The following is a 20,838-nucleotide window of genomic DNA, read 5'->3' on the forward strand; positions in this document are numbered from 1 at the left end:
ATAGTCATTTTGGAGAGCTCTGCAAATGCAGGTCTTGAAGGGTCAGAACCATGAATGATGGATCAATCTCGATCGACACAGGGACGGACGAACTGCTGTGCGCGATCCGAGATCGCGTCGCAGTGATTACGTTGAACCGACCCGAAGCGCGAAATGCGCTGTCCGACCATCTCACGCCGGCGTTGCGCCGGATGATCAAGCGCAATGGTGAGGACCCGAATGTTGGCGCACTGCTGATTACCGGTGCAGGCACCGCTTTCTGTTCGGGCGGCGACGTCAAGGGGATGGGCGGCGGCAACTCCGCCGCACCCGCCATGTCATTCGAGGACAAGGTTGCGCGATTGCGGGAACGTCAGCGAACCCTGACCGGCGTGCTCGTCTCGGTCCGTAAACCCACCATCGCCGCGTTGCCGGGACCTGCGGCTGGCGCCGGGCTTGCGATCGCGCTCGCCTGCGACATTCGTATTGCAGCCGAATCCGCCATCATGACGACCGGTTACGCCAGGATTGCGCTGACCGGCGATTACGGCATTTCGTGGCTATTGACCCGGCTGGCCGGAACGGCGCGTGCGCGTGAACTGATGTTTTTGTCCGAACGGCTCGATGCACGCCGCTGCGAAGCGCTGGGGCTGGTAAATCGCGTGGTGTCCGATTCTGAACTGCAACACGAAACATTTGCAGTGGCGAGGACGTTGGCAAACGGTCCAGGAAGCGCGTTTGGCTCCATCAAGGATAATCTCGATCTTGCGCTTTCGGTTGACTTCCTGACGTCATTGGATCAAGAGGCCGAGAGGATGGTCGTTGCGGCGGGCACTGCGCAGCACGCCGAAGCCGTCCGGGCTTTCATTGAGAAACGTTCTCCCAAATACGGGTGAAACGAGATGGGTTCATTGCCTTGAGGGCCGAGTGGTCCGTGCTCGCAACGCACAAGGTCCAAGTCGATCATTCGGGTGCGGCGATACGAATGGAACGTGTTCCGATCGGAGCGCCGGTCGCGCGGTCGATGGTGAGGGGATCGATCTCCGTTCCGTTCTCGGCGTCGAAGAACCGGATCGTCTTGCCTCCGCCGCGATGCTTTCGTCCCCACGCGCTCATCGCAAACAGCACCGGCAAAAAGTCCCGCCCGGCTTCCGTCAGCACATACTCGTCTCGCGGCGGACGGTCTGAATAGCGACGTTTCTCCAGCAATCCCTCGTAAACCAGGGCTGCAAGCCGACCCGCCAGCATCGTCGGCGCGATACCGAGACTCTTACGAAAGTCGTCGAAGCGGGTCAGCCCCCCATGGGCGTCGCGCATGATCAGCATGCTCCATGCATCCCCGACAAGCGCGAGGCTGCGGGCGATCATGCAAGGCTGGGTCGAAAGTTTATTCATGTAAGTCTCATTTTAGTACTGACTTAGTACTAAATTGATAGTAACAGGCTATTCGTCGATGTTCGAGGACAAATTGAGAAAGCCGGAATGAGCAAGGCGCAACGCAGCATGGCCGAGCCCCGCACTTCCGACAGCATTGGGCAGGTGTCGGTGCCATGTGCATCTTGTGGACCGATGTCCTTCCATCTTTGGAATTCCGGTTTCAGCCGAATTTTGGAGTAGGTGATGTCCAATTATGCAGGCCGCGCCGGATCGGTGGTGCGCTATGTCGATGCGCCAAATCTTTCGATCGGTGCTGCAGGAACCACTTTTGCCTATCGCGACATCGGTCCACGTACCGACGTGCCGGTGATCCTTCTCAACCATTGGGGTGCGGTTCTCGACAATTTTGATCCGAGGATCGTCGATGGGGTCGCCACTAGGCATCGCGTGATCGCAATCGATTACCGAGGTGTCGGCGCTTCAAGCGGGAAAGCGCCTGTAACTGTGGGCGAAATGGCGCGAGATACGATTGCTCTGATCTCCGCTCTGGGCTTTGTAAAGATCGATCTGCTTGGCTTTTCCCTCGGCGGGTTCGTGGCGCAGGATATTGCGCTGAAGGTGCCGGGTCTTGTGCGAAAACTCGTTCTGACCGGCACTGGCCCGGCAGGCGGCAAAGGTATCGAGAAGGTTGGGCCTGTATCCTGGCCGCTGATGATCAAGGGCTTGCTGACTTTGCGAGACCCAAAAGTCTACCTGTTCTTCACGTCCACGGCCAATGGCCGCAAAGCCGCAAACGCCTTTCTGGCAAGGCTGAAGGAGCGCAAGGTAGATCGGGACAAAGGAGCCACACCAGAGGTTTTGTTGCGGCAACTGAAGGCAATCAAGAGCTGGGCACAGCAGACGCCTCAGGATCTCGGCAGCATCCGCATTCCTGTACTTATCGCGAATGGCGACAGCGATATCATGGTCCCGACCGCAAACAGCATCGATATGGCGCGCCGGATCCAAGGTCCACAATTGATTATCTACGAAGATGCCGGGCATGGCGGAATTTTTCAGCACTACGCCGACTTTGTTCCGAAGGCCTTGTCCTTCCTTGAAGCCTGAGACCACGGCAATGCTTCGAATGGAGAACACCATGAAGGCGTTCGTGGTCGACAAATACAAGAAGAAAGGCGCTCTGCGCTTGGCCAATTTGCCGGAGCCGGAGATGCAGGACGACGATGTCTTGGTTCAAGTTCGTGCAGCCGGCGTGAACCCTCTGGACTCCAGAGTAAGGGACGGAGAATTCAAGCTCATACTGCCGTATCGTCCGCCTTTCATTCTGGGGCACGATGTTGCTGGGATAGTCGTCAGGGTCGGCCGCAATGTCAGGCGGTTCAAGGTCGGCAACGAGGTCTATGCTCGGCCGCGCGATCATCGGGTCGGAACATTCGCCGAATTCATTGCCGTGAATGAAGCGGACGTGGCGCCAAAGCCCAAGAACATCAGCATGGAAGAGGCCGCCTCTATCCCGCTGGTTGGGCTGACCGCCTGGCAGGCGCTGGTCGAGGTGGGCAAGTTGAAGCCTGGCCAGAAGGTCTTCATCCAGGCTGGCTCCGGTGGGGTGGGGACTTTCGCCATCCAACTCGCCAAGCATCTCGGTACATTCGTTGCGACGACGACAAGCACGAAGAATGTCGAGTTGGTTAAGAGTCTCGGCGCGGACTTGGTCATCGACTACAAGACCCGGGATTTCGAAAAGGTCTTGTCGGGCTACGATCTGGTCCTGCACAGCCAGGAGACCAAGACGATTGCAAAATCCCTACGCGTGTTGAAACCAGGCGGCTTGCTCATCTCGATCTCCGGGCCGCCCGACCCCGAATTCGCCAAGGAGCAAGGTATGAACCTCTTCCTGAAACTGGTGATGCGCTTGCTGAGCCGCGGTGTGCGGAAAAAAGCCAGAAGCCTTGGTGTGCGTTTTTCATTCCTATTCATGCGCGCGCAGGGGCAGCAGCTGCGCGAAATCACCTCTCTGATCGAGTCCGGCCCGATCCGTCCGGTTGTGGACAAAGTGTTCCCGTTCGAAAAGCTTGGCGATGCGCTCGCCTATGTCGAGGCCGGGCACGCAATGGGCAAGGTCGTCATTGCAGTGAAGCAATAGGTCACCAAACGCTTCCGAGGCAGCAACATGACTCAATCTAACCGCGACACCCAAACGTTCACCCAAGGCGTTGCTCTCATTGTCGGCGGCGGACCGGGCATCAGCTCGAGTTGCGCCAGGCTGTTCGCGGAAAGTGGCATGCGTGTCGGTGTTGCAGCCAGGAATCCCGAAAAAGAGGTCCTTCGAACTCTCGAGAAGGCGTATGGCGTGCGTCGGTACGCCTGCGATGCAAGCGAACCGGCAGCCGTGGCACGGCTGTTCGAGGATGTCGTTCAAGACATCGGGACGCCGAGGCTTGTTGTGCACAACATCGACGGCCGGGTTCCCGGCATCTTCCGCAAGAACATTATCGAAGCGGACCCTGCCATGGCGTTCGAAACGCTTCGAAATTCGGCGTTCAGCGCGTTTTTGGTTGGGCAACGAGCAGCTCGTCTCATGCTCGGAAATGAACCAGATGCCAATGGTGCGAGAGGAACGATCATCTTCACGAACGCCAGCGCATCGCTCAAAGGCTTTCCGTCAAGTGGCGCATTTGCAATGGCATGTCATGCCAAGTCCGGACTCGCACAAAGCATGGCGAGAGAACTGATGCCGCAGGGCGTTCACGTAGCGAATGTGCCGATCGACGCCGCGGTCGGCTGGACGCAGGAGGACGGGACCCGCTCGCACCGGTTCGCCGGAACGACTGTCGACGACGATATGGCGGACCCCGTCCATATCGCACACACCTATCTGCACCTGCATCGCCAACACCGGTCGACTTGGGCGTTCGAAGTCGTGCTCCGGCCGTGGGTCGAGAAATGGTGACTCTCACTTAATTCAATGCCGACCTGCGTAGCGCCCGATCTCGCTTTCCCGGTTGCCAGCTTCAGCCAGTGTTCGCGCGACATTGTGGCGCGCGGCGGTTGGTGCGAGCCAGCGAATGATTTGCGTTCTGGGTGCGCGAACGCTCAAGTCATCTTGACAGTTCTATTTTAGAACTATTTACTTTCATTGTCGCGCCGGGCGTCACGATCGACACGGGCTCGGAAAGCGGCATGGCGTACACGCAGCTAAAACTGCAGCGCTGGAATGGGACCATTTGGGAGCAATTCGGCAACGTACTCAGCGCCGAGGGCAAGTGAACTGGCCGTTTGAGGTGCAATGCAGGTGATCTGAGTCCGCAAAGCCGCCAACTGAATCATAGAGGGCAAATGTCCGGCGACGTACTTTTTCGACCTTTCCGGCTGAAAGAACTAAACTTTCCGAACCGGGTCGTTATGGCGCCGATGACGCGCTCATTCTCTCCGGACGGAATTCCGAGCGAAGACGTCGCCCGGTACTACCGCCGCCGTGCCGAAGGAGCGGTCGGGTTCATCATCTCGGAGGGTACGGGTGTCGATCGTCCGGCATCCCTGAACGATCCAAATGTTCCTCGCTTTCATGGCGCGAAGGAGCTGGCGGGGTGGCGGCGTGTGGTTGACGAGGTGCACGCCGCGGGTGGCCTGATGGCACCGCAGCTATGGCACGTCGGAGCCGTTCGCGGACGCGCTCAGAATTGGTCTCCTCCCGGTGCCTACGACAGTCCGTCAGGCCTGTCGCGACCGGAGAAAAAGTTCGGCGAGCCGATGAGCGACGAGGACATCGCAGACGCCATTCGCGCTTTCGCCGATGCGGCGCTCGCGGCGAAGCGTTTGGGGTTCGATGCAGTCGAATTGCACGGCGCGCACGGCTATCTGATTGATCAGTTCTTTTGGGAGGGTACCAATCGCCGCGAGGACGCCTATGGAGGCAAGGATCTGCCCGGCCGGGCCAGGTTTGCCGCTGATATCGTTCGCGCGACGCGCAAGTCGGTCGGAACGGATTTTCCGATATTGCTCCGGATCAGCCAGTGGAAGCAGCAGAACTATGAAGTGAAGCTGGCCGATACGCCTCGCGCATTGGAAGCCTGGCTCAAACCTCTGGTCGACGCAGGAGTCGACATTTTGCATTGCTCACAACGGCGCTTCTGGGAGCCCGAGTTCGATGGCTCCGATTTGAATTTCGCGGGGTGGGCCAAGAAGGTGACGGGAGTGCCGACGATTTCGGTCGGGTCAGTCGGTTTGACCGGCGAGTTCATTGCCGCATACAGCGGCGAGAGTTCCCGTCCGGCATCACTTGACGAGCTGATCCGCCGCCTCGATCGCGAGGAGTTCGATCTCGTCGCGGTGGGCCGGGCACTCCTTCAGGATCCGCACTGGCTATTGAAGGTACGTGACGGCCGGACGGAAGAACTGATGGCTTTCGAACGGACCGCGTTCGCGGCGCTGAGCTGAGCCTGCGAAAAAGACAATTCAACCGGGATCCACCATGAACCTCTCAAGAATCTGCATGCAAGGGCTGGTGCTGACCGCGCTTGCCGTCGGCGCGAGCCCCGCCGCCAGGGCAGAGGGCTACCCAAATAAGCCGATCACGATCAAGGTGGCTTTCCCCGCCGGCGGCCCGGCGGATGTGTCGATCCGAGCTGCGAATATCGTGCTGCAGCGCAATCTCGGCTCTTCTCTGATTACCGAGAACGTTCCTGGCGCCAACGGGTCGATCAGCGTCATGGCTGTCCTCAGGGCCGGTCCTGATGGTTACACGCTGCTCGGCACAGCAGGCACGGATTTCCTGGTCGCGCCCTTCATGGTTGCCTCCGCGAAATACCAGGCTGACAAGTTCCGCCTGCTAGGAGTGGTCGGGATCTCCGATTTTGTCCTCTTGTCCAGCAACGCTCATTCCTTCAAGAACGTCGACGAAATGATCGCCTATGCGCGCAGGCCCGGCAGCAAGGAGCTGACGCTGGCTCATTGGGGCACCGGTTCGACATCGCATATCGTTGGCGCGGATTTGCAGCAGCGGACCGGCGCGAAATTTCTGGAAGTGCCCTACAGGGGCGTCGCGCCGGTGCTGGCCGACATGTCGGGTGGACACATTGACCTCACCTTTGCGCCACTAGGCGGCTCGACGCTCAGCCTGATCCAGACCGGCCAAGTCAAGGCGATCGCCGTCGCCAGCGCGAGTCGCAATCCAGCCCTGCCGGACGTGCCGACGATTGGTGAGAGCGCATGGGGCAAGAATTTCGAATACAGTCTCTGGTCGGCGCTGTTTGCGCCGCCCGGCACGCCGGATGAGGTTGTCACTCGGTTGAACGAGGCGATGAATGAATGGACCACAAGCGAAGATAACCTCGCACGGATCCAGAGGGATGCCTCCCGACGACTGGAACCAATGAGTGTCGATCAGGCCGAGGCCTTTCTCAAAAGTGAGCGCGAAAAATACATTGCCATGGTGCGCGCGCTAAATCTGCAGCCACAATAGCGGTAATGCCGGCGCAGAATTTCCATTGCCAAATTTTCGAACCAACGTGCGTCGGCGTTAACATCCGGGAAGTCGAAGCCAGAGGCGCCAGTATCTGCGATGAATGGGAGTTCTTCGAAACGTTCTTGGAAGCCCTCAGCCGCCACTGAATAACGCTTATCCAACGTTTTTTGCCCGTGTTCAGACTGTCGTTTCAGAGTGTCGGGTTGAAATCTTGAGTGGACGAGACCGTGGCCAGGGTTCACTGAGCCGTCGAACTGTTTGCCTTGAAAATGCGGGAGGTTGGCTATGAGCGAGAAAATCCAGGTCGGGCAAATCCGCACCGAGGTGCACGGTCACGTCTTCAAGATTATCATCGACAACGTGGCGAAGAAGAACTCGTTCAGTCCGCAGATGATGGCGCAGATGTCGGATGCGATGACGCTTCTCGATCGGACGGACGATTATTGGGTCGGGGTGCTCTGTGCCGAAGGCCCGGATTTCACGGCTGGGCTGGATATGCCGAAGTTCTTCGGACCCAAAGCCGAGAATACCGAGATCAAGCCTGGCAGCATCGATGCGTTCGCACTGAAAAGCCGGTGCCGCAAGCCGATCGTGACGGCGGTACAGGGGATCTGTTTCACGATCGGAATCGAAATGATGCTGGCCGGTGATATCGTCGTGTCGGCCGATGACGCCCGGTTCTGCCAGATGGAATCCAAGCGCGGGATTGCACCGCTTGGTGGCGCGCACTTTCGCTATCTGACCCGGGCCGGCTGGGGAGACGCGATGTATCACTTGTTCCTGTGCGACGAGTTCGATGCGGTCCGGGCTCACAAGATAGGGTTTGTTCAGGAGGTCGTTGCACCCGGCCAACAGATCGCGCGTGCAATGGAGATTGCGAACCTGATCGCCAAGAACGCTCCGATCGGCATTCAGGTAACCAAGGAAGCTGCGCTGAAATACATCGAGGCCGGCGAAAAAGCTGCGATCGACTACATCCCGAAGATCAAGGAACGCGTCCTTAGCAGCGAAGACATGAAAGAAGGCATCCAGTCTTTCGTGGAACGTCGCTCTGCAATATTCCGTGGGAAATAGAGGTCCCGTCGATCTCACGTGGCCGCGCAGCTGCGAAGCGGGACACAGCCGGCGTCGTGCGCGTGAGAACCGGCGTCTCGATTTTGCTTCACGTTGTCGCGCTGGTCGATACCACGCTCGGCAACAATAAGATCAGGGCGGGTGATAAGGTCATCATGTGGTACATCTCGCGATGATGAGGAGCGAGAGTGACGGCAGCTTCATCATCGATCGCAAAAACCTGCGGCAGCACGTCTCGCTTTGGCGAGCGTGAAGGACAACCTTTGACCATGCCCTGACCGTCGATCTTCTGGATTCGATGTACCAGGAGGCGGAATACATGGTCCGGTCGGCGCGAACGACCAAGAAACAAAGAGGTGGCGCGTGCCTTCGTTCACAAGCGCAAGCCCGTGCTCAAGCAATAGCTTGGATTCAGCTTGGATATCAGCCTCTCTCACCGGCGTTGAGTTCATCGGCGCTGGTACCGTGGGCAACGGCTGCGGCCTCGAACGTGTCCGGTATCTCAAGCACGAGGATAGCATCGAGCTCGAGTCGAGAACACCGGCGTCTTGGAAAATCGGGTCGAGCGCCAAGGCAGTTGATTCAGGAATGTAGCTTGCAAAATGCAAGTCATGATGTAACTATGCGTTCATAGCCAAAATACTGCGGTCGCGAGAGGCCGCAGACAAAGGAGGCAGCTTTGTCCGAGGAAGCATTTGTGACGCGCGAAGAGCGCGGCAATATCTCTGTCTTGACCATGGTGTACCGGCCGTACAATCTGCTCGGCCCCAAGCTCATCAACGCGATCGTGGCGCAGGTGGAGGAGGCGCAAACGGCCGGCAGCCGCGCCATCGTCATCCGTAGCGGACTGCGGCATTTCTCCGCCGGTGCCGATCTCGACATCTTCGATAAGCGGGTCGCGGCGGAGAGCATCGATCAGGATGGCGAGAATCGGCGGCTGAACGGTGTCGAGTTTCTGCGCTTCATGGAGCTATTGCCGATTCCGCTGATCGCGAGCGTTCACGGCGTCTGCCTGGGTGGCGGGCTCGAGCTTGCGCTGTCGTGCGACTATATCATTGCGGCCTCTTCGGCGAAGATCGGCTCGGTCGAGGCGACGCTTGGGCTGCATCCCTTGCTGGGAGGAATCCAGCGTCAGGTGCAGCGGATCGGTGCGCAACGCGCAAAGGAAATGTCGATGCTGGCGCGACGCTATGATGCGCCGACGCTGGAGAAGTGGGGATTGATTAATCTTACTGTCCCGGAAGAATCGTTGGAAACGGCGACGATGGCCATCGCGGAGGAGTTTGCGCAAGGACCGACCGTGGCGCATGCCGCGACCAAGGAACTCGCGCATATCGCGGTTAACCAAGGCGTGGTAGCTGCGGACGAGGCGATGGCAAGAGTACAGGCGCCGATCTGGGCCTCGGAAGACCTCAAGACCGGTCTTGCGTCATTCCGCAAGAACGGGCCCGGTCTCGCCAAGTTCGCGGGACGCTGACATGAGTGGCCCTCTCAGTGGAATCCGTGTGGTCGATTTCTCCCGCGTGTTGGCCGGCCCGCTGTGCGCGCGGACGCTGCAGGATCTTGGCGCCGAGGTGATCAAGATCGAACCGCCAAGCCCCGATGTTTCGCGCTTCGCGTTTCCATCGACCGACGGCATGTCGGGCTATTACGCCCAGCAAAATGCTGGCAAACGGAATGTCAGTATCAATCTCAATATTCCGGGCGCCTACGAAATGGCGCTGAAACTATGCGACACGGCCGATATCGTGGTCGAAAATTTCCGGGCGGGCACGCTGGGTTTCTTCGGCTTGGATTACGCGACGTTGTCGAAACGCAACCCGCGCCTGATCTACGCGTCGATCACCGGCTATGGGCAGGGTGGACCATGGCGGAGCCGGATGGCTTATGCGCCGACCGTGCAGGCCGAGGCCGGCTTCACCGAAAACAGCGTCCGTCACTATGGCAGCGCGCTGACGGAGCCGCGTACCGACAGCCTGTCGCATGCCGACGTTTACGCCGGGTTGCAGGCTGTGATTGCAATCCTCGCAGCCCTCAACAGTCGGCAGAAGACGGGGCAAGGCCAGTATATCGACGTCGCCATGGCGGCGACGCTGCTCGCGGTCAACGAACGCGCGCATGTCGATCTGTCCGACGACGACATCGGTGCGGAGCCTGCGGTGCTCGGGGCGACCGATTGCTCGTTCTTCACAGGGCCGCAAGGCGAGCACTTCACCGTCGCGACCAGCATCGTCGGCAGCCGGACCTTTCCGTCGTGGCTGCGCGCCATGCGCCGGGTCGACCTGATGGATGATCCGCGCTTCTCCAGCGCTGCCGCGCGCCGCTTGAATTTCGGCGTGCTGCACCAGATCATCCAGTCCTGGATCCTAACCTTCCCCGATATGGCGAGCCTCGACGCCCAATTCGACGAGGCCAAGATCGCCATGGGCGAGATCCGCTCGATCAAGGAGCTCACGGCGTCCGAATGGAGCGATTACTGGGGCGCTGTCCAACGCGTCTCGGACCGCAGCGGCGGCGAGTACCGGTTGCCGGGCCGGCCGTGGCATTTTTCCGCGGAAGAGTTGACTCCGATTGGTACGCCTGCCTTTCAGGGCGAGCACAATTTCGCGGTCTTCAGCGAACTCGGCGTCAGCGAGGCAGAATTGAAGCGTCTAACCGAAGCTGGCGTGCTCGTTTCGCATCGGCGTGTGCTACAGCCCGAGATCGTTGCCAAGCCGGAAGCCGAGCCGGGGCAGGCCGCCTGATTGATCAAACGCCGAAGGGCGCACTGGACATGCACGAATCCAGCTCAATATGATATGAGCCGAGTTCGGGGTTGAAAAAGCTATGTCCAGTGTCAAGCAAAGCCGTCTTGCGAACAAGGAATGTTCCATGGCGCGCGCTATGGAGGTGGTCGGTGATCGCTGGTCGATCTTGATCCTGCGGGAGGCCTTCTACGGCGTCAAACGTTTCGACGAGTTCGAATACTATGTTGGGATTGCTCCCAATATCTTGAGCACCCGGCTGAGGAAATTTGTCGATGCCGGCGTGATGACGCGGGTGCCACTTCCCGAACACGCGGGTCGATACGAGTACGTTCTGACCGAGAAGGGACGCGATTTCTTTCCGGCCTATCTCGCGTTGAAGAAATGGGGGGACGACTGGCTGGCGGAGCCGGCCGGGCCGCAGGTTGTGTTCCGCGACCGCATTGCCGGGCGCCCGATCGAATATCCGGAATTGCGGACGACTGGCGGCAAGCCGCTGCGGCTTGAGGACGTCGAAGTTATGGCGGGTTCTGGCGCCGTCCAGTTCAATCGTAAGCGATTTGGCGGTGGTGCTGCTGATCGCGATGCGGCTGACGCAAGGGCGACGGTCAAGCGAGGAAAGCGCAAGTAAGAGCGCTCCGGCGTCATTCCCAACGCCGAAAGATGATGCTGGCGTTGACGCCTCCGAAACCTAAGCCATTCGAAATCGCATGCTGCATTGTCATGCGCCTGGCCTCACGCGACACGAGGTCGACGCCATCGGCGGCCGCGTCGCTATTTTCGAGATTGAGAGTGGGTGGTGCGACTTGGTCGCGTAGCGCAGGATCGTGAAGATTGCTTCCGCTCCTCCGGCTGCGCCGAGCAGGTGACCGGTCGCCGATTTTGTGGCGCTAACGGCAATTGTTCCGTTGCGGCTGAACACCGTTTTGATCGCTTCCAGTTCGGAAACGTTGCCAACCGGCGTCGAGGTGGAATGGGCGTTGAGATGCTGGATATTCACCGGGCTTGAGGCCGGCCTGGCGCAAGGCACCTTCCATGGCGCGGCTCGCGCCGTCGCCGTCCTCCGGTCCCGACGTGATGTGGTAGGCATCCGCCGTCGTGCCATAGCCTGCGATTTCGGCAATCGGTTGGACACCACGGCGGAGCGCGTGTTCCAACTCTTCAATGACGAGGATACCGGCGCCTTCGCCCATGACGAAGCCGTCGCGGTCGCGGTCGAAGGGGCGGGATGCGCGAGCTGGCGTTTCGTTGAATCCGGTCGAAAGGGCCCGGGCAGGGGCGAAACCGCCGAGGCTCACGAGATCGATGCACGCTTCCGAGCCGCCGCAAACCGCAACGTCCACTTCTCCGGTTCGGATGAGGCGTGCGGCATCGCCGATCGCCTGCACGCTCGCGGCGCAAGCGGTGACCGGTGTACCGACGGGACCTTGAAGTCGTAGCGGATCGAGATATGACCGGCCGCGAGATTCGCGAGAAAAGACGGCACGGTGAACGGCGAGAGGCGCTTGATCCCGCGCTGATCCGTGGTGCGGACCGCCTCGACGATTGCCGGAAAGCCCCCGATGCCAGATGCAATCACGGTCGCCGTGCGCTCCAGCGAATGCGCGTCGGAAGGGGTCCAAGCTGCCTGCGCAATGGCCTCGGCCGCGGCGACCAGTGCGAAGAGGATAAAGCGATCCATCCTTCTTTGATCCTTGGGCTATACGGGTTTTGAAGGAAGGTGCTGCGGCACAAACCGGGCTGGAGCGTCAGGCTCGTGGAGGCGCAAAACAGCACTTGAGCCTCTGATCGCTGGAATGTTCCCGGTTGCATTCGCGCTTCCGAAAGATTCGTCGATTGCCGCATCGACGCGTGCGCTGTCGTTCGTTCTTCTCAGTTCTGTCGGGCGTCGAGTAATTTCGCTCAAGCATTTTCCTGGGTTTTGTCGACGCAGTCTAATTTTACGCCGGGACAGGGATACCCCAGAAAGCTCACTCCTGCCTCCGCAAACGCTCTCCTTATTCGCTCGACAGTGTCGAAATGAGCGCAAATCTTGCCTTCCAAAGCCTCCAGTCGGCGAATGGTCGATATGCCCAGACCGGTTTTTACAGCAAGTTCGTACTGCTCCCACCCGGCCAGCACTCGCGCGGCCTTGATCTGCCGTGATATGACCAACATTGATTTCGTCCCCAGGGGAAAATGGTCATTCTAGCGATGACCTTGGCGTCGCTGATAACGGCAACGTACTAGAATTTGGTCGGATGCTATCAGTTAATTTAACAGCGTCAACTATTCAGGGGAACTGCGGCCGCTAAAAACTCTCTCGGGGCGTAGCACGTTGTCACGCTCGCGGCTTCGAACGTCGCATCAGGTGTACAAGGCGAAGCGAAGCTCGATCCGCTCGAATTGCTACGCGGCGTTGTTACGGAGCAATGGCGGAGATGTTGCTCCGCGCGTGGTTTTGGTGTGAATCACCCAAGATGCGCGGTAACTAAGGCGCGCACGCGTGAAAATGATCTGACGCGAAGCTCCCGCGCATGTCGGCCTCTATAGGCCTTTGATCAGGCCAAGTCCGCGGCGCGCCGGAAACTGGCTCTGTACTGACTGGGACTACAGCCTTGCACACGTCGGAAACTTCTGGCGAAACCAGCTTGATCGCTGAAGCCGACTTGCTCTGCGATTTTGGAAAGCTGCATGTCCGAGCTGCGCAATAGGCGGCAAGCTAACTCCTTGCGAGCATCGTCGAGCAAAACGTTATAGCTCAACTTCTCCGATTCCAGCTTTCTGATCAGAGTCCGTTTTGACGTGGCGAGCTCATCAGCCACTTCCTGCAGTGACGGCCATGCAGGTGCTTTTTGCCGAAGCAGCTCGCGGACCTTGGCTGCCGTGCCGCCTATCAATCTGGTAAGCTCGTCTTCACCGGCCATCTTGAGCCGTTCGCATAGGTCAGGATCGGCGCTCGCTGATGGCTCCATCGCCATTTCCAGCGGCACTCGAATGCTCAGGAACTGTTCGTCGAAGCCGAAGGTGGTGGGCACCTTATCTGAAATTCGCAGATTGCTCGGCATCTCCCACGGGAAGGTGAGGCGAGTTGAGTCGGATGCCACGTCTTCCGAGATGGCCCGCAAAATATTGTAGAGGGCGAGCACGGTAGTGTACCCGAAGAACTTCTCAAAACCACCCAGATGCAAACGGGGCCAGAATTCGAGTATCGCCGCATCGCCCTGCTGAAAACATCGGCGATCGAACATGGCGTTGCGAACCGGCGTGTAGCGCACGATCGTCACCATCGCGTCCCAAAGGGTGTCGCTGCACAATGCGGAAAGACCTGCTGGTCCGTGTGCAAAAAAGGGGATAGCTAAGCCTAACTCGATGCCCCCCTCGGGTCGCTCGATGGCACGGAACGCCTCAAGCAAAGGTAGAAAGTCAATGAGCGGCAGCAGTCGGGGCGGCCCGGTGATGACAGCCGGATGGGAGGCAATGAGCTTGGACGAGATACGGAAATAGGCGGAGTGGAGACTAGGTTCGAACCATGACGAGCGGAGCTCGTTGGAGATTGTGCGCGCTGCCCTACTGGCTCTGCTCATGGATGATGCCCCGCCGAGATGGCAACCTAAGACAAATTTTTGGCAACTTCAACAATCGCTCATCGGCGTCGGTCGCACTAAGCAATACGCACCGGATCGCTGCAATGAATCCGTAACCAGGAAATGTCCACGAGGAAACATTGACGCGCCAAGGAACGCGAAAGCGGCCTGGAGGCAATCGACGAGTTCTCTTAGCGCTTGAGCCAAGTATCCTGTCAGGCCCGCCGGAAAAGCCGGCCGAAGTGTCTCGCCTGGCCGGCTCGCCTTGAATGGCGGACCATTCACCTCATCGAAGTGGAAGAATCCGAAGCCGGAAAACCCGGCCGTTGCGAGCCCAACCACGCCTGGCTCGGCGGGGGGGCTGAGAAGTGGGGGGTGTTTTGAGGAATACGAATTTTGACTACGATTGGCTCGTCATAGGCTCCGGGTTTGGCGGCAGCGTCTCGGCGCTACGCCTCGCGGAGAAGGGCTACCGTGTCGGTGTGCTGGAACGAGGGAGACGCTATCGCGACCAGGATTTCCCTAAGTCCACCTGGGATTTCGGCAAGTTCGTTTGGGCTCCAATGCTGGGCTTGAAGGGCATATTCCGGATGGCATTGTTCCGACACGTCTTTGCCCTCAGCGGCGCCGGCGTCGGTGGCGGCAGCCTCGTGTACTCCAACACGCTCTATCGCGCCAAATCCGAGTTCTTCGAGAATGCGCAGTGGTCTGCGCTCGGCAGCTGGAACGAGATTCTGCAGCCCCACTACGACACCGCAGAGCAGATGCTTGGCGTGACGCCCGTGCCATTCGACTCGGTCAATCAGCAACTGATCCGCGAGATGGCGCGTCACTTTGGAACCGAAGGCACGTTCACCCGCACGCCTTGCGCCGTGTACTTTGGTGAGCCGAACAAGACAGTCGAGGATCCTTACTTTGGGGGAGAAGGGCCCGACCGGACCGGGTGCACGCGTTGCGGCGCCTGCATGGTGGGTTGCCGCGTCGGCGCTAAGAACACGCTTGTTAAGAACTACCTGTGGTTCGCCGAAAAGCGCGGCGCGAAAATCCTGGCAGAGCGAGAGGTCGTTGACGTGACCCCGCTCGGTGCGGCCGACGGTAGCGAAGGTTACCGCGTGACAAGCGAGCGCCCTGGTGCCTGGTTCGCTCGCGGCCGGCAGACCCATACGGCGCGGGGCGTGGTCTTCGCCGGCGGCTCACTCGGGACCAACGAACTGCTGGCTAACTGCAAGCACGGCGGCTCTCTGCCAAAAGTCAGCGATCGTCTGGGGGAACTGGTGCGCACCAACAGTGAATCGGTTCTAGCGGTGCGCCTGCCGGAGGATCGCAAGACATGGAATGACGTCGCCATCAGCTGCAGCGTGCACGTCAACCGTGACACCCACATCGAGTTTATCACCTATGGCCGCAACGCCGACTTCATAGGCGGGCTCTACACGGTGTTGGTTGGCAAGGGAACACCTGCAACGCGACCACTGAAATGGGTGGGTAGTATGTTGATGCACCCGATTCAGGGGCTCAGGACGTTGCTGCCCCTGGGCTGGAGCCGGCGCGCGGTGATGCTTCTGGTGATGCAGGCGCTAGACAACGCGATCACGCTGCGCGCCAAGAAACGCTGGTTCGGCCGTGGCTATCGGCTTGCTACCGCACAGAACCTCGACAAACCTAACCCGACCTACATCGAGAGCGGCAATCAGGCGGCCCAATGGCTGGCCGATCACACGGGCGGCATTGCCCAAAGCAACTTGCTTGAGGCGCTGGGCAACATTCCGACCACAGCGCATTTACTCGGCGGCGCCGTGATCGGCGCCGACGCCGCGAGCGGCGTAGTCGATCGTCAGCTCCACGTCTTCGGTTATCAAAACCTGCTGGTGTGCGACGGCGCGGCGATGCCGGCAAATCCCGGAGTCAATCCATCGCTGACGATCACGGCACTCGCGGAGTACGCCATGGCGCGGATACCAGCGGCGCGTTCGGAGCAACTGGAGCCGGCGTTAGTAACCGCCTAATCACGACGCTATCGACTCATCATGAGCGGACACGAGCATTGCCGTAGCGACGTGCTGCCAGAGCTAATCACCATACGCCAATAGCTTCATCATGTCGCGCGCCCGCTGTTGCGCAGCTCCACCGCATGTCGGCGAGCCAGGCTCGTGCTTTGATCTGCTGTCGTTGGCAACATTGCCTGAGCGGCGTTGCGCCGAGCTTAGGTACGCGCGGCCGCGCTTTCAATAAAAGTTGCTTTCCTTCTTCAACAAAATCGGACTTCACAAGAAGAGATGCAAATCTCCAATTCGAGAATCATATCTTCGCAGCGAGACTGACAGACGGTGCTGCTACCGTCGTCGGCCAGATGCGGACCCGGATAACTTTGACTACGCCATCTCACGATGAGATCTGAAGTACCAAAGATGATATCTGAGCAACAACTACTTGAAGAGTCGTGCTCAACGAACAACAACACAACTATTACTCATCGGATGCATTGCAATCTCTCCAGCCTCGCTCGATCCTCACTTGCGGTGAGGCTCGGGATACTCGAGTCCATATTCTTTGAGGGGGCGATTGATCATGAAGAGACTGTTGGCGACGAGTTTCGCTGCTATGACGTTTTTCGGTTGGACGCAGGCGCGCGCGTTTGAGTTCGGTTATCCAGGTTACACGCAAAAGCCCGGAATCACCTTGGGCGGTGGCTCCGCAGGAACGCCGCCACCAGGCTTGTATATGTTTGATCAGGCGTACACTTACCAAGCCAACATAGTTGGTCCCGGCGCTCCGAACGTCGGTGGCGCGCCGACATCGGTAAAGGTGGCTGGCGTGGCATCTGGCTTGCTGTGGGTGCCCGGATGGGAAGTTCTAGGCGCACAATACAATGCGGTAATCGTGCAGCCTGCAGCAATGGTGTCGATCGGAGCCCCGCTGGGTACGTCTGTATCAGGACTTCAGAATACCTACATTGTCCCGGGGGAATTGAGCTGGCGACTTGGAGATAGCGGCTTCTTCGTAAAGGCCGGCTTCGGAATGTACGTGCCGGACGGGACTGTCGGGAATACTTGGTGGACCTACCAGCCCGAATTCGTCGTTTCCTATCTCAAGGACGGTTGGAATCTGACCGCGAACCTATTCATGGAATTCAACGCAAGAAATCCGGCAACCAAGTATCAGTCTGGTGATGTCCTACATGCCGAATTCACGGCGACCAAACAGTTTGGAAATTGGACAATTGGCCCCGTCGGATACTATGTCGGTCAAATCACCGATGACCGTTCGAGCGCCTTCTATGGCAACGCGATCAACACGAACAGATACGACATTTGGGCGGTAGGCGGACTTGTCGGCTACAACTTCGGCCCGGTTCAGCTCAACATTTGGGCGACTGACGAGATATCCGCCAAAGCATCCGGCGGCACCGCCTTCCCTGGGGCGGACACGGCGGTCGCAATAAAGGGGTGGAGCGTTTTTGGTCAACTAAGCTATCGGCTCTGGGGACCTGATGCGCCGGCCGCCGCGCCAAAAAAGCTGGTTTACAAATAGTATCTTATAAAGATCATAGCTCGCTGGCTTTCGTTCGCACGACGTTGGACATTTTAAACCGAGCTCGAAGACTTGCGGACCCGGTGACGGGTCCTTTCTTTTCGCGAAGGACGAGTAGCGAAAGTCGAGCGGCAATGGTTGCCCGAACTTGCCGGAAGCGAGACGCCTGCATGCTCATCCGGATTGATCCCGGCGGGTTCGAAGACTCCGTCCGGAAGAGACCCGGAGGGACGGTCCGGACATTGATGTGGTTTTCCGCGTGTCTGGTATGTGGGGAGACCGACCTAATGATCATGCGTTCTTGCCTCGTGTCCAGCAGTTCGACAGGCTATCGAGCCAGCTCGGAGAGGTCGTCGAGATGGTGCCTGGCGCCGGGTGAGGGGCACTGCTTTCACCTGGTCGCACGTAGCGTCGGCCCCGCAAGCGCGTCGGCGCTTCAGCGCACGCTCAGCCGACAATGGATCACCTGCCGTGTTCCGTCGGCATCGGATGGAGTGTGAGAAAGAAGCGTAGAGTGGATGTCGGACAAGTCGAGTGTCTGCGTCTCAGGTGCTTCTCGGAACATCTGCGTGACTTCACGAGGCAGGTTGAGACCGCGAGCGGTCAAAAAAAGGGGGCCGCGTATGCGGCCCCTAGAAGTGCATGTCGGGAGGACATGCAAGGGAGTGAACAAGTGGTCACGAACCCCGCCTACCTAGATAGTTTTATTTACAGTGTCAATTTAATTGTTCGCGATGATAAACTTGACAGTGTTAACTGTAAGATCCAGATTGCATCAAAAGGTAGGAGGTCATCGCAAGAGCTCCGTACAGTCTCAGGGCTTTTAAAAAAGGGGGAACATTGACGGCTCAGCTGGATAAAGCGGCGATTGACGGGGACATAGCGCAAGTCTCGCTAGGAGTCGTTGCGATAGCCATCGACCGGAAACGCAATGCTTTTGACGTCGCCGTGAGCAAGGCCCGTGCAGGATTCCATTGTTCGATAGAGCAATCGATCGAAGCCGAGGTTGGTGGGCTATGCAGCTCAGTTCGCGTCTCGGGTCGTGGAACTCCGAGCGGATCGTTGGTCGGGAAAGACTTCGGAAGAGAGCGATGGCCGTCAGCCTCCAAGATCGCTGCTCGCCGCAGGTCGGGTGGGCTGTGGGCATAGGGGCAATGCCACGGCCCACCCGCTCTGAGCAGCGTCTTGAGAGCGGGCGTTTCCAGAAGTGGCTGGAACGGGAGTCTGCGGTTCGCGGCACCGGCGCAATTGTCCCCACAAGAAATTGAGAGATCGTTGCCCGCTTTTGGGGGTGCCACTCAATCGAGGTTAGAGCGCGGAGATCGGTTCGGCAATGTTGGACTTGACGGCGGGCATAAAGCCGAAAGTGGATCAGCTGACCAATTGTCTCGCAGCAGCGTTAGCTCTTGAGCAGGATTCGCAGTTGCGCGCGCATCTATCGACCATCGCGAGACGACCTGAAGCGCTTGCTCTCTCAACTAAAACAATGACTGTGCCCGTCGAGATTGCATCGGAGCGCATCGAGCTCGCCTCCGAACACGCAACCAATGCCGCTCTTGACGGGATCGATTTTGAGGCTAACAGCGCCTTCAAGGAGCGGTTGCGAGCTCAGATCGCGAGAACACGGAGGCAAGCCGAACAACTGCTCTTTCCATTTTTTTCGCACACCAGTGTGCCTTCGCGTTCGGAATTCGACGCTTTGTGCAAATGGGCGCCCACTATGGGAATTGCCGCGAACGAGCTTGGCCAACAGATAGTTGAGATGAGTGATTGCTGGCGGGAGCCAGCGCTGAATGAGTGGGCGCACAGCGGACCATCACGTTACGGCGCTGCAGTTCGGTACTCGGCCCTCTTACGCATGCAGGCTCATCTCGTGCTGTTGCGCAGTAGCGTGCGAGCGTCTGCAGGAGCGGCAACAGTGCCGCGTTCGTTTCCTTTGACAGACCACTCGCCGACTCTCTTTCTAACGCGGGAAAGAGTTGTTTGGCTCGCTGCCGCGGCGGCGCGATGGGCAGCATCGCTTGGTACAAGCCTCGTTGAGGGCTATTTGCGAGTGCTGGGAAGCGCAAGGCACGAGATCGAGGTCTTCGATGCGCTTTTCGGCCTGGTTTCGATAGCGCTGGCGCATAAAGAGAGCAGAGAGGATATCGCGAGGATACTCGAGATGAAGGGTGCTGCCATTGTGGAGGCGGCACCTACAAGGAGCGACTACGTTGCTGCCGCATTTCGATCCGCTTTGGGCATTCTGCGGCGACCGCATATTCGTGTGGATATTTCCTCGCTTACCCGTCTAGGTTGGAAGGCCGATCCGAGCGGAGACGGGTTGGCGTACCCGGAAGCCTTCCGCTTGGATCCTACGGAAATCGGCTCGCAGGGGCACATGCTTGGGTTTGCCGTTTTACCGATTATTCTAGGTGCCGACGTCAGGCTGCACTACCCGCGGTCCAAAGCGCGAGTCTCGCGGCTTGTTCCTCCGCCGGGCGAACTTTGTACACTCATCAAACGAGCTTGGTCTTCCGACTTGGCAAGCGGCTGCTCGTGCTTCTGACGCGCCCCGATCCCCAGGACCGATCGACGTCAACGCGATCACGCCACGTGGTCAGATTGGTGTGCTGCCGTGGCGTGATTCGAGGTCGATTGAGCGGGATGAGCACCAGGTCCGAGGTGCGCGACGACGTCTTTTGCCGACAACGGCTCACCACATTCCGAGCAAACCATGACAGGATCGAAAAGTTTACCGCACTTCTTGTGCTCATGAACGATCGGACGACCGCGCTCGTCCGCCAGGTGCGTGTCTCCCCAATGGACGAGTGCCATCATAATTGGATGGAGATCCAGACCCTTCTGCGTCAGAATGTACTCATAACGTTTAGGAGATTCCTGATACGGCACGCGACGTAAAACACCGTTCCGCACAAGCTTCTTGAGGCGCTCGGCAAGCAGGTGCCGTGTGATACCAAGTGCCGATTGAAATTGCTCGAACCGTCGCTTGCGCAGGAAAGATTCCCGAAGAATGAGCAGAGTCCACCGGTCGCCGATCACACCGATAGTGCGTGCCAGCGAACAGGGCTCCTCTTCCAGAGTGTCCCATTTCATTCCAATT

General features: G+C 58.8%; 20 protein-coding genes and 1 pseudogene. 14 read left to right on the plus strand and 7 right to left on the minus strand.

Annotated features, from left to right (window positions below; all coding sequences use genetic code 11):
* The first annotated feature begins 50 nt into the window (after positions 1-50).
* Entirely contained in the window at positions 51-875 is an 825-nt protein-coding gene (locus tag XH90_RS08765) for an enoyl-CoA hydratase-related protein (RefSeq protein WP_194480449.1), read from the plus strand.
* A 67-nt stretch (positions 876-942) separates the two neighbouring features.
* On the opposite strand, the gene XH90_RS08770 is transcribed toward XH90_RS08765, so the two are convergent.
* Positions 943-1,374, minus strand: coding sequence for a helix-turn-helix domain-containing protein (locus tag XH90_RS08770; protein ID WP_194480451.1), 432 nt, complete (start codon positions 1,372-1,374; stop codon positions 943-945).
* A 225-nt stretch (positions 1,375-1,599) separates the two neighbouring features.
* Here XH90_RS08770 and XH90_RS08775 point away from each other — a divergent pair, with 225 nt between their 5' ends.
* The 10 genes from XH90_RS08775 to XH90_RS08820 all read left to right on the plus strand — a co-directional run bounded on the left by XH90_RS08775 (position 1,600) and on the right by XH90_RS08820 (position 11,269).
* Positions 1,600-2,463 carry an alpha/beta fold hydrolase gene (locus XH90_RS08775; protein WP_194480453.1) on the plus strand — a complete coding sequence of 288 codons (864 nt, stop codon included), beginning with the start codon at positions 1,600-1,602 and terminating at the stop codon, positions 2,461-2,463.
* A gap of 31 nt (positions 2,464-2,494) precedes the next feature.
* Positions 2,495-3,499 (plus strand): NADP-dependent oxidoreductase, encoded by a 1,005-nt coding sequence (locus XH90_RS08780; RefSeq protein WP_194480455.1) that lies wholly within the window; start codon positions 2,495-2,497, stop codon positions 3,497-3,499.
* A gap of 27 nt (positions 3,500-3,526) precedes the next feature.
* Positions 3,527-4,306 carry an SDR family oxidoreductase gene (locus XH90_RS08785; protein ID WP_194480457.1) on the plus strand — a complete coding sequence of 260 codons (780 nt, stop codon included), beginning with the start codon at positions 3,527-3,529 and terminating at the stop codon, positions 4,304-4,306.
* A 131-nt stretch (positions 4,307-4,437) separates the two neighbouring features.
* Complete coding sequence (locus tag XH90_RS08790) at positions 4,438-4,623, plus strand: hypothetical protein (RefSeq protein WP_194480459.1); 186 nt, start codon at positions 4,438-4,440, stop codon at positions 4,621-4,623.
* A 69-nt stretch (positions 4,624-4,692) separates the two neighbouring features.
* Positions 4,693-5,793 (plus strand): NADH:flavin oxidoreductase, encoded by a 1,101-nt coding sequence (locus XH90_RS08795; RefSeq protein ID WP_194480460.1) that lies wholly within the window; start codon positions 4,693-4,695, stop codon positions 5,791-5,793.
* Positions 5,794-5,827: 34 nt separating this feature from the next.
* Positions 5,828-6,817: a tripartite tricarboxylate transporter substrate binding protein gene (locus XH90_RS08800; protein ID WP_194480462.1), complete on the plus strand. Its 990-nt coding sequence runs from the start codon at positions 5,828-5,830 to the stop codon at positions 6,815-6,817.
* A 288-nt stretch (positions 6,818-7,105) separates the two neighbouring features.
* Entirely contained in the window at positions 7,106-7,894 is a 789-nt protein-coding gene (locus tag XH90_RS08805; RefSeq protein ID WP_194480464.1) for a crotonase/enoyl-CoA hydratase family protein, read from the plus strand.
* Positions 7,895-8,573: 679 nt separating this feature from the next.
* Positions 8,574-9,371 carry an enoyl-CoA hydratase/isomerase family protein gene (locus XH90_RS08810; RefSeq protein WP_246755729.1) on the plus strand — a complete coding sequence of 266 codons (798 nt, stop codon included), beginning with the start codon at positions 8,574-8,576 and terminating at the stop codon, positions 9,369-9,371.
* Position 9,372: 1 nt separating this feature from the next.
* Positions 9,373-10,638 (plus strand): CaiB/BaiF CoA-transferase family protein, encoded by a 1,266-nt coding sequence (locus XH90_RS08815; protein ID WP_194480466.1) that lies wholly within the window; start codon positions 9,373-9,375, stop codon positions 10,636-10,638.
* A gap of 82 nt (positions 10,639-10,720) precedes the next feature.
* Positions 10,721-11,269 (plus strand): helix-turn-helix domain-containing protein, encoded by a 549-nt coding sequence (locus XH90_RS08820; protein WP_246755731.1) that lies wholly within the window; start codon positions 10,721-10,723, stop codon positions 11,267-11,269.
* A 90-nt stretch (positions 11,270-11,359) separates the two neighbouring features.
* On the opposite strand, the gene XH90_RS39760 is transcribed toward XH90_RS08820, so the two are convergent.
* The 5 genes and pseudogenes from XH90_RS39760 to XH90_RS08835 all read right to left on the minus strand — a co-directional run bounded on the left by XH90_RS39760 (position 11,360) and on the right by XH90_RS08835 (position 14,204).
* Positions 11,360-11,638, minus strand: coding sequence for a hypothetical protein (locus XH90_RS39760; protein ID WP_371748329.1), 279 nt, complete (start codon positions 11,636-11,638; stop codon positions 11,360-11,362).
* Positions 11,529-11,831: a hypothetical protein gene (locus XH90_RS39765; RefSeq protein ID WP_371748360.1), complete on the minus strand. Its 303-nt coding sequence runs from the start codon at positions 11,829-11,831 to the stop codon at positions 11,529-11,531. The genes XH90_RS39760 and XH90_RS39765 overlap by 110 nt, the downstream gene beginning before the upstream one ends.
* A 12-nt stretch (positions 11,832-11,843) precedes the next feature.
* Positions 11,844-12,319, minus strand: a pseudogene (locus XH90_RS39770) (beta-ketoacyl synthase N-terminal-like domain-containing protein); the annotation flags it as partial.
* 221 nt (positions 12,320-12,540) lie between these two features.
* A complete protein-coding gene (locus XH90_RS08830) occupies positions 12,541-12,795 on the minus strand; it encodes a helix-turn-helix transcriptional regulator (protein WP_194480468.1) in 255 nt (84 codons plus the stop codon).
* A 383-nt stretch (positions 12,796-13,178) separates the two neighbouring features.
* On the minus strand, positions 13,179-14,204 hold the full coding sequence (locus tag XH90_RS08835) for an AraC family transcriptional regulator (RefSeq protein WP_194480469.1): 1,026 nt from the start codon (positions 14,202-14,204) through the stop codon (positions 13,179-13,181).
* 380 nt (positions 14,205-14,584) lie between these two features.
* Here XH90_RS08835 and XH90_RS08840 point away from each other — a divergent pair, with 380 nt between their 5' ends.
* From XH90_RS08840 to XH90_RS08850, 3 genes are all read left to right on the plus strand, one after another.
* A complete protein-coding gene (locus tag XH90_RS08840) occupies positions 14,585-16,210 on the plus strand; it encodes an FAD-dependent oxidoreductase (RefSeq protein WP_194480471.1) in 1,626 nt (541 codons plus the stop codon).
* Positions 16,211-16,772: 562 nt separating this feature from the next.
* Positions 16,773-17,735 (plus strand): transporter, encoded by a 963-nt coding sequence (locus tag XH90_RS08845; RefSeq protein ID WP_194480473.1) that lies wholly within the window; start codon positions 16,773-16,775, stop codon positions 17,733-17,735.
* Between the two features lie 1,333 nt (positions 17,736-19,068).
* The gene (locus XH90_RS08850) at positions 19,069-20,283 is read left to right on the plus strand and encodes a hypothetical protein (RefSeq protein WP_194480475.1); all 1,215 of its coding nucleotides are present in this window, start codon (positions 19,069-19,071) and stop codon (positions 20,281-20,283) included.
* A 38-nt stretch (positions 20,284-20,321) separates the two neighbouring features.
* Here XH90_RS08850 and XH90_RS08855 read toward each other — a convergent pair whose 3' ends face one another.
* The gene (locus XH90_RS08855; RefSeq protein WP_194480477.1) at positions 20,322-20,831 is read right to left on the minus strand and encodes a helix-turn-helix domain-containing protein; all 510 of its coding nucleotides are present in this window, start codon (positions 20,829-20,831) and stop codon (positions 20,322-20,324) included.
* Between the last annotated feature and the right edge of the window lie 7 nt (positions 20,832-20,838).

The sequence above is a fragment of the Bradyrhizobium sp. CCBAU 53338 genome, from assembly GCF_015291665.1.
In the GTDB taxonomy this organism is placed as follows: Bacteria; Pseudomonadota; Alphaproteobacteria; order Rhizobiales; family Xanthobacteraceae; genus Bradyrhizobium.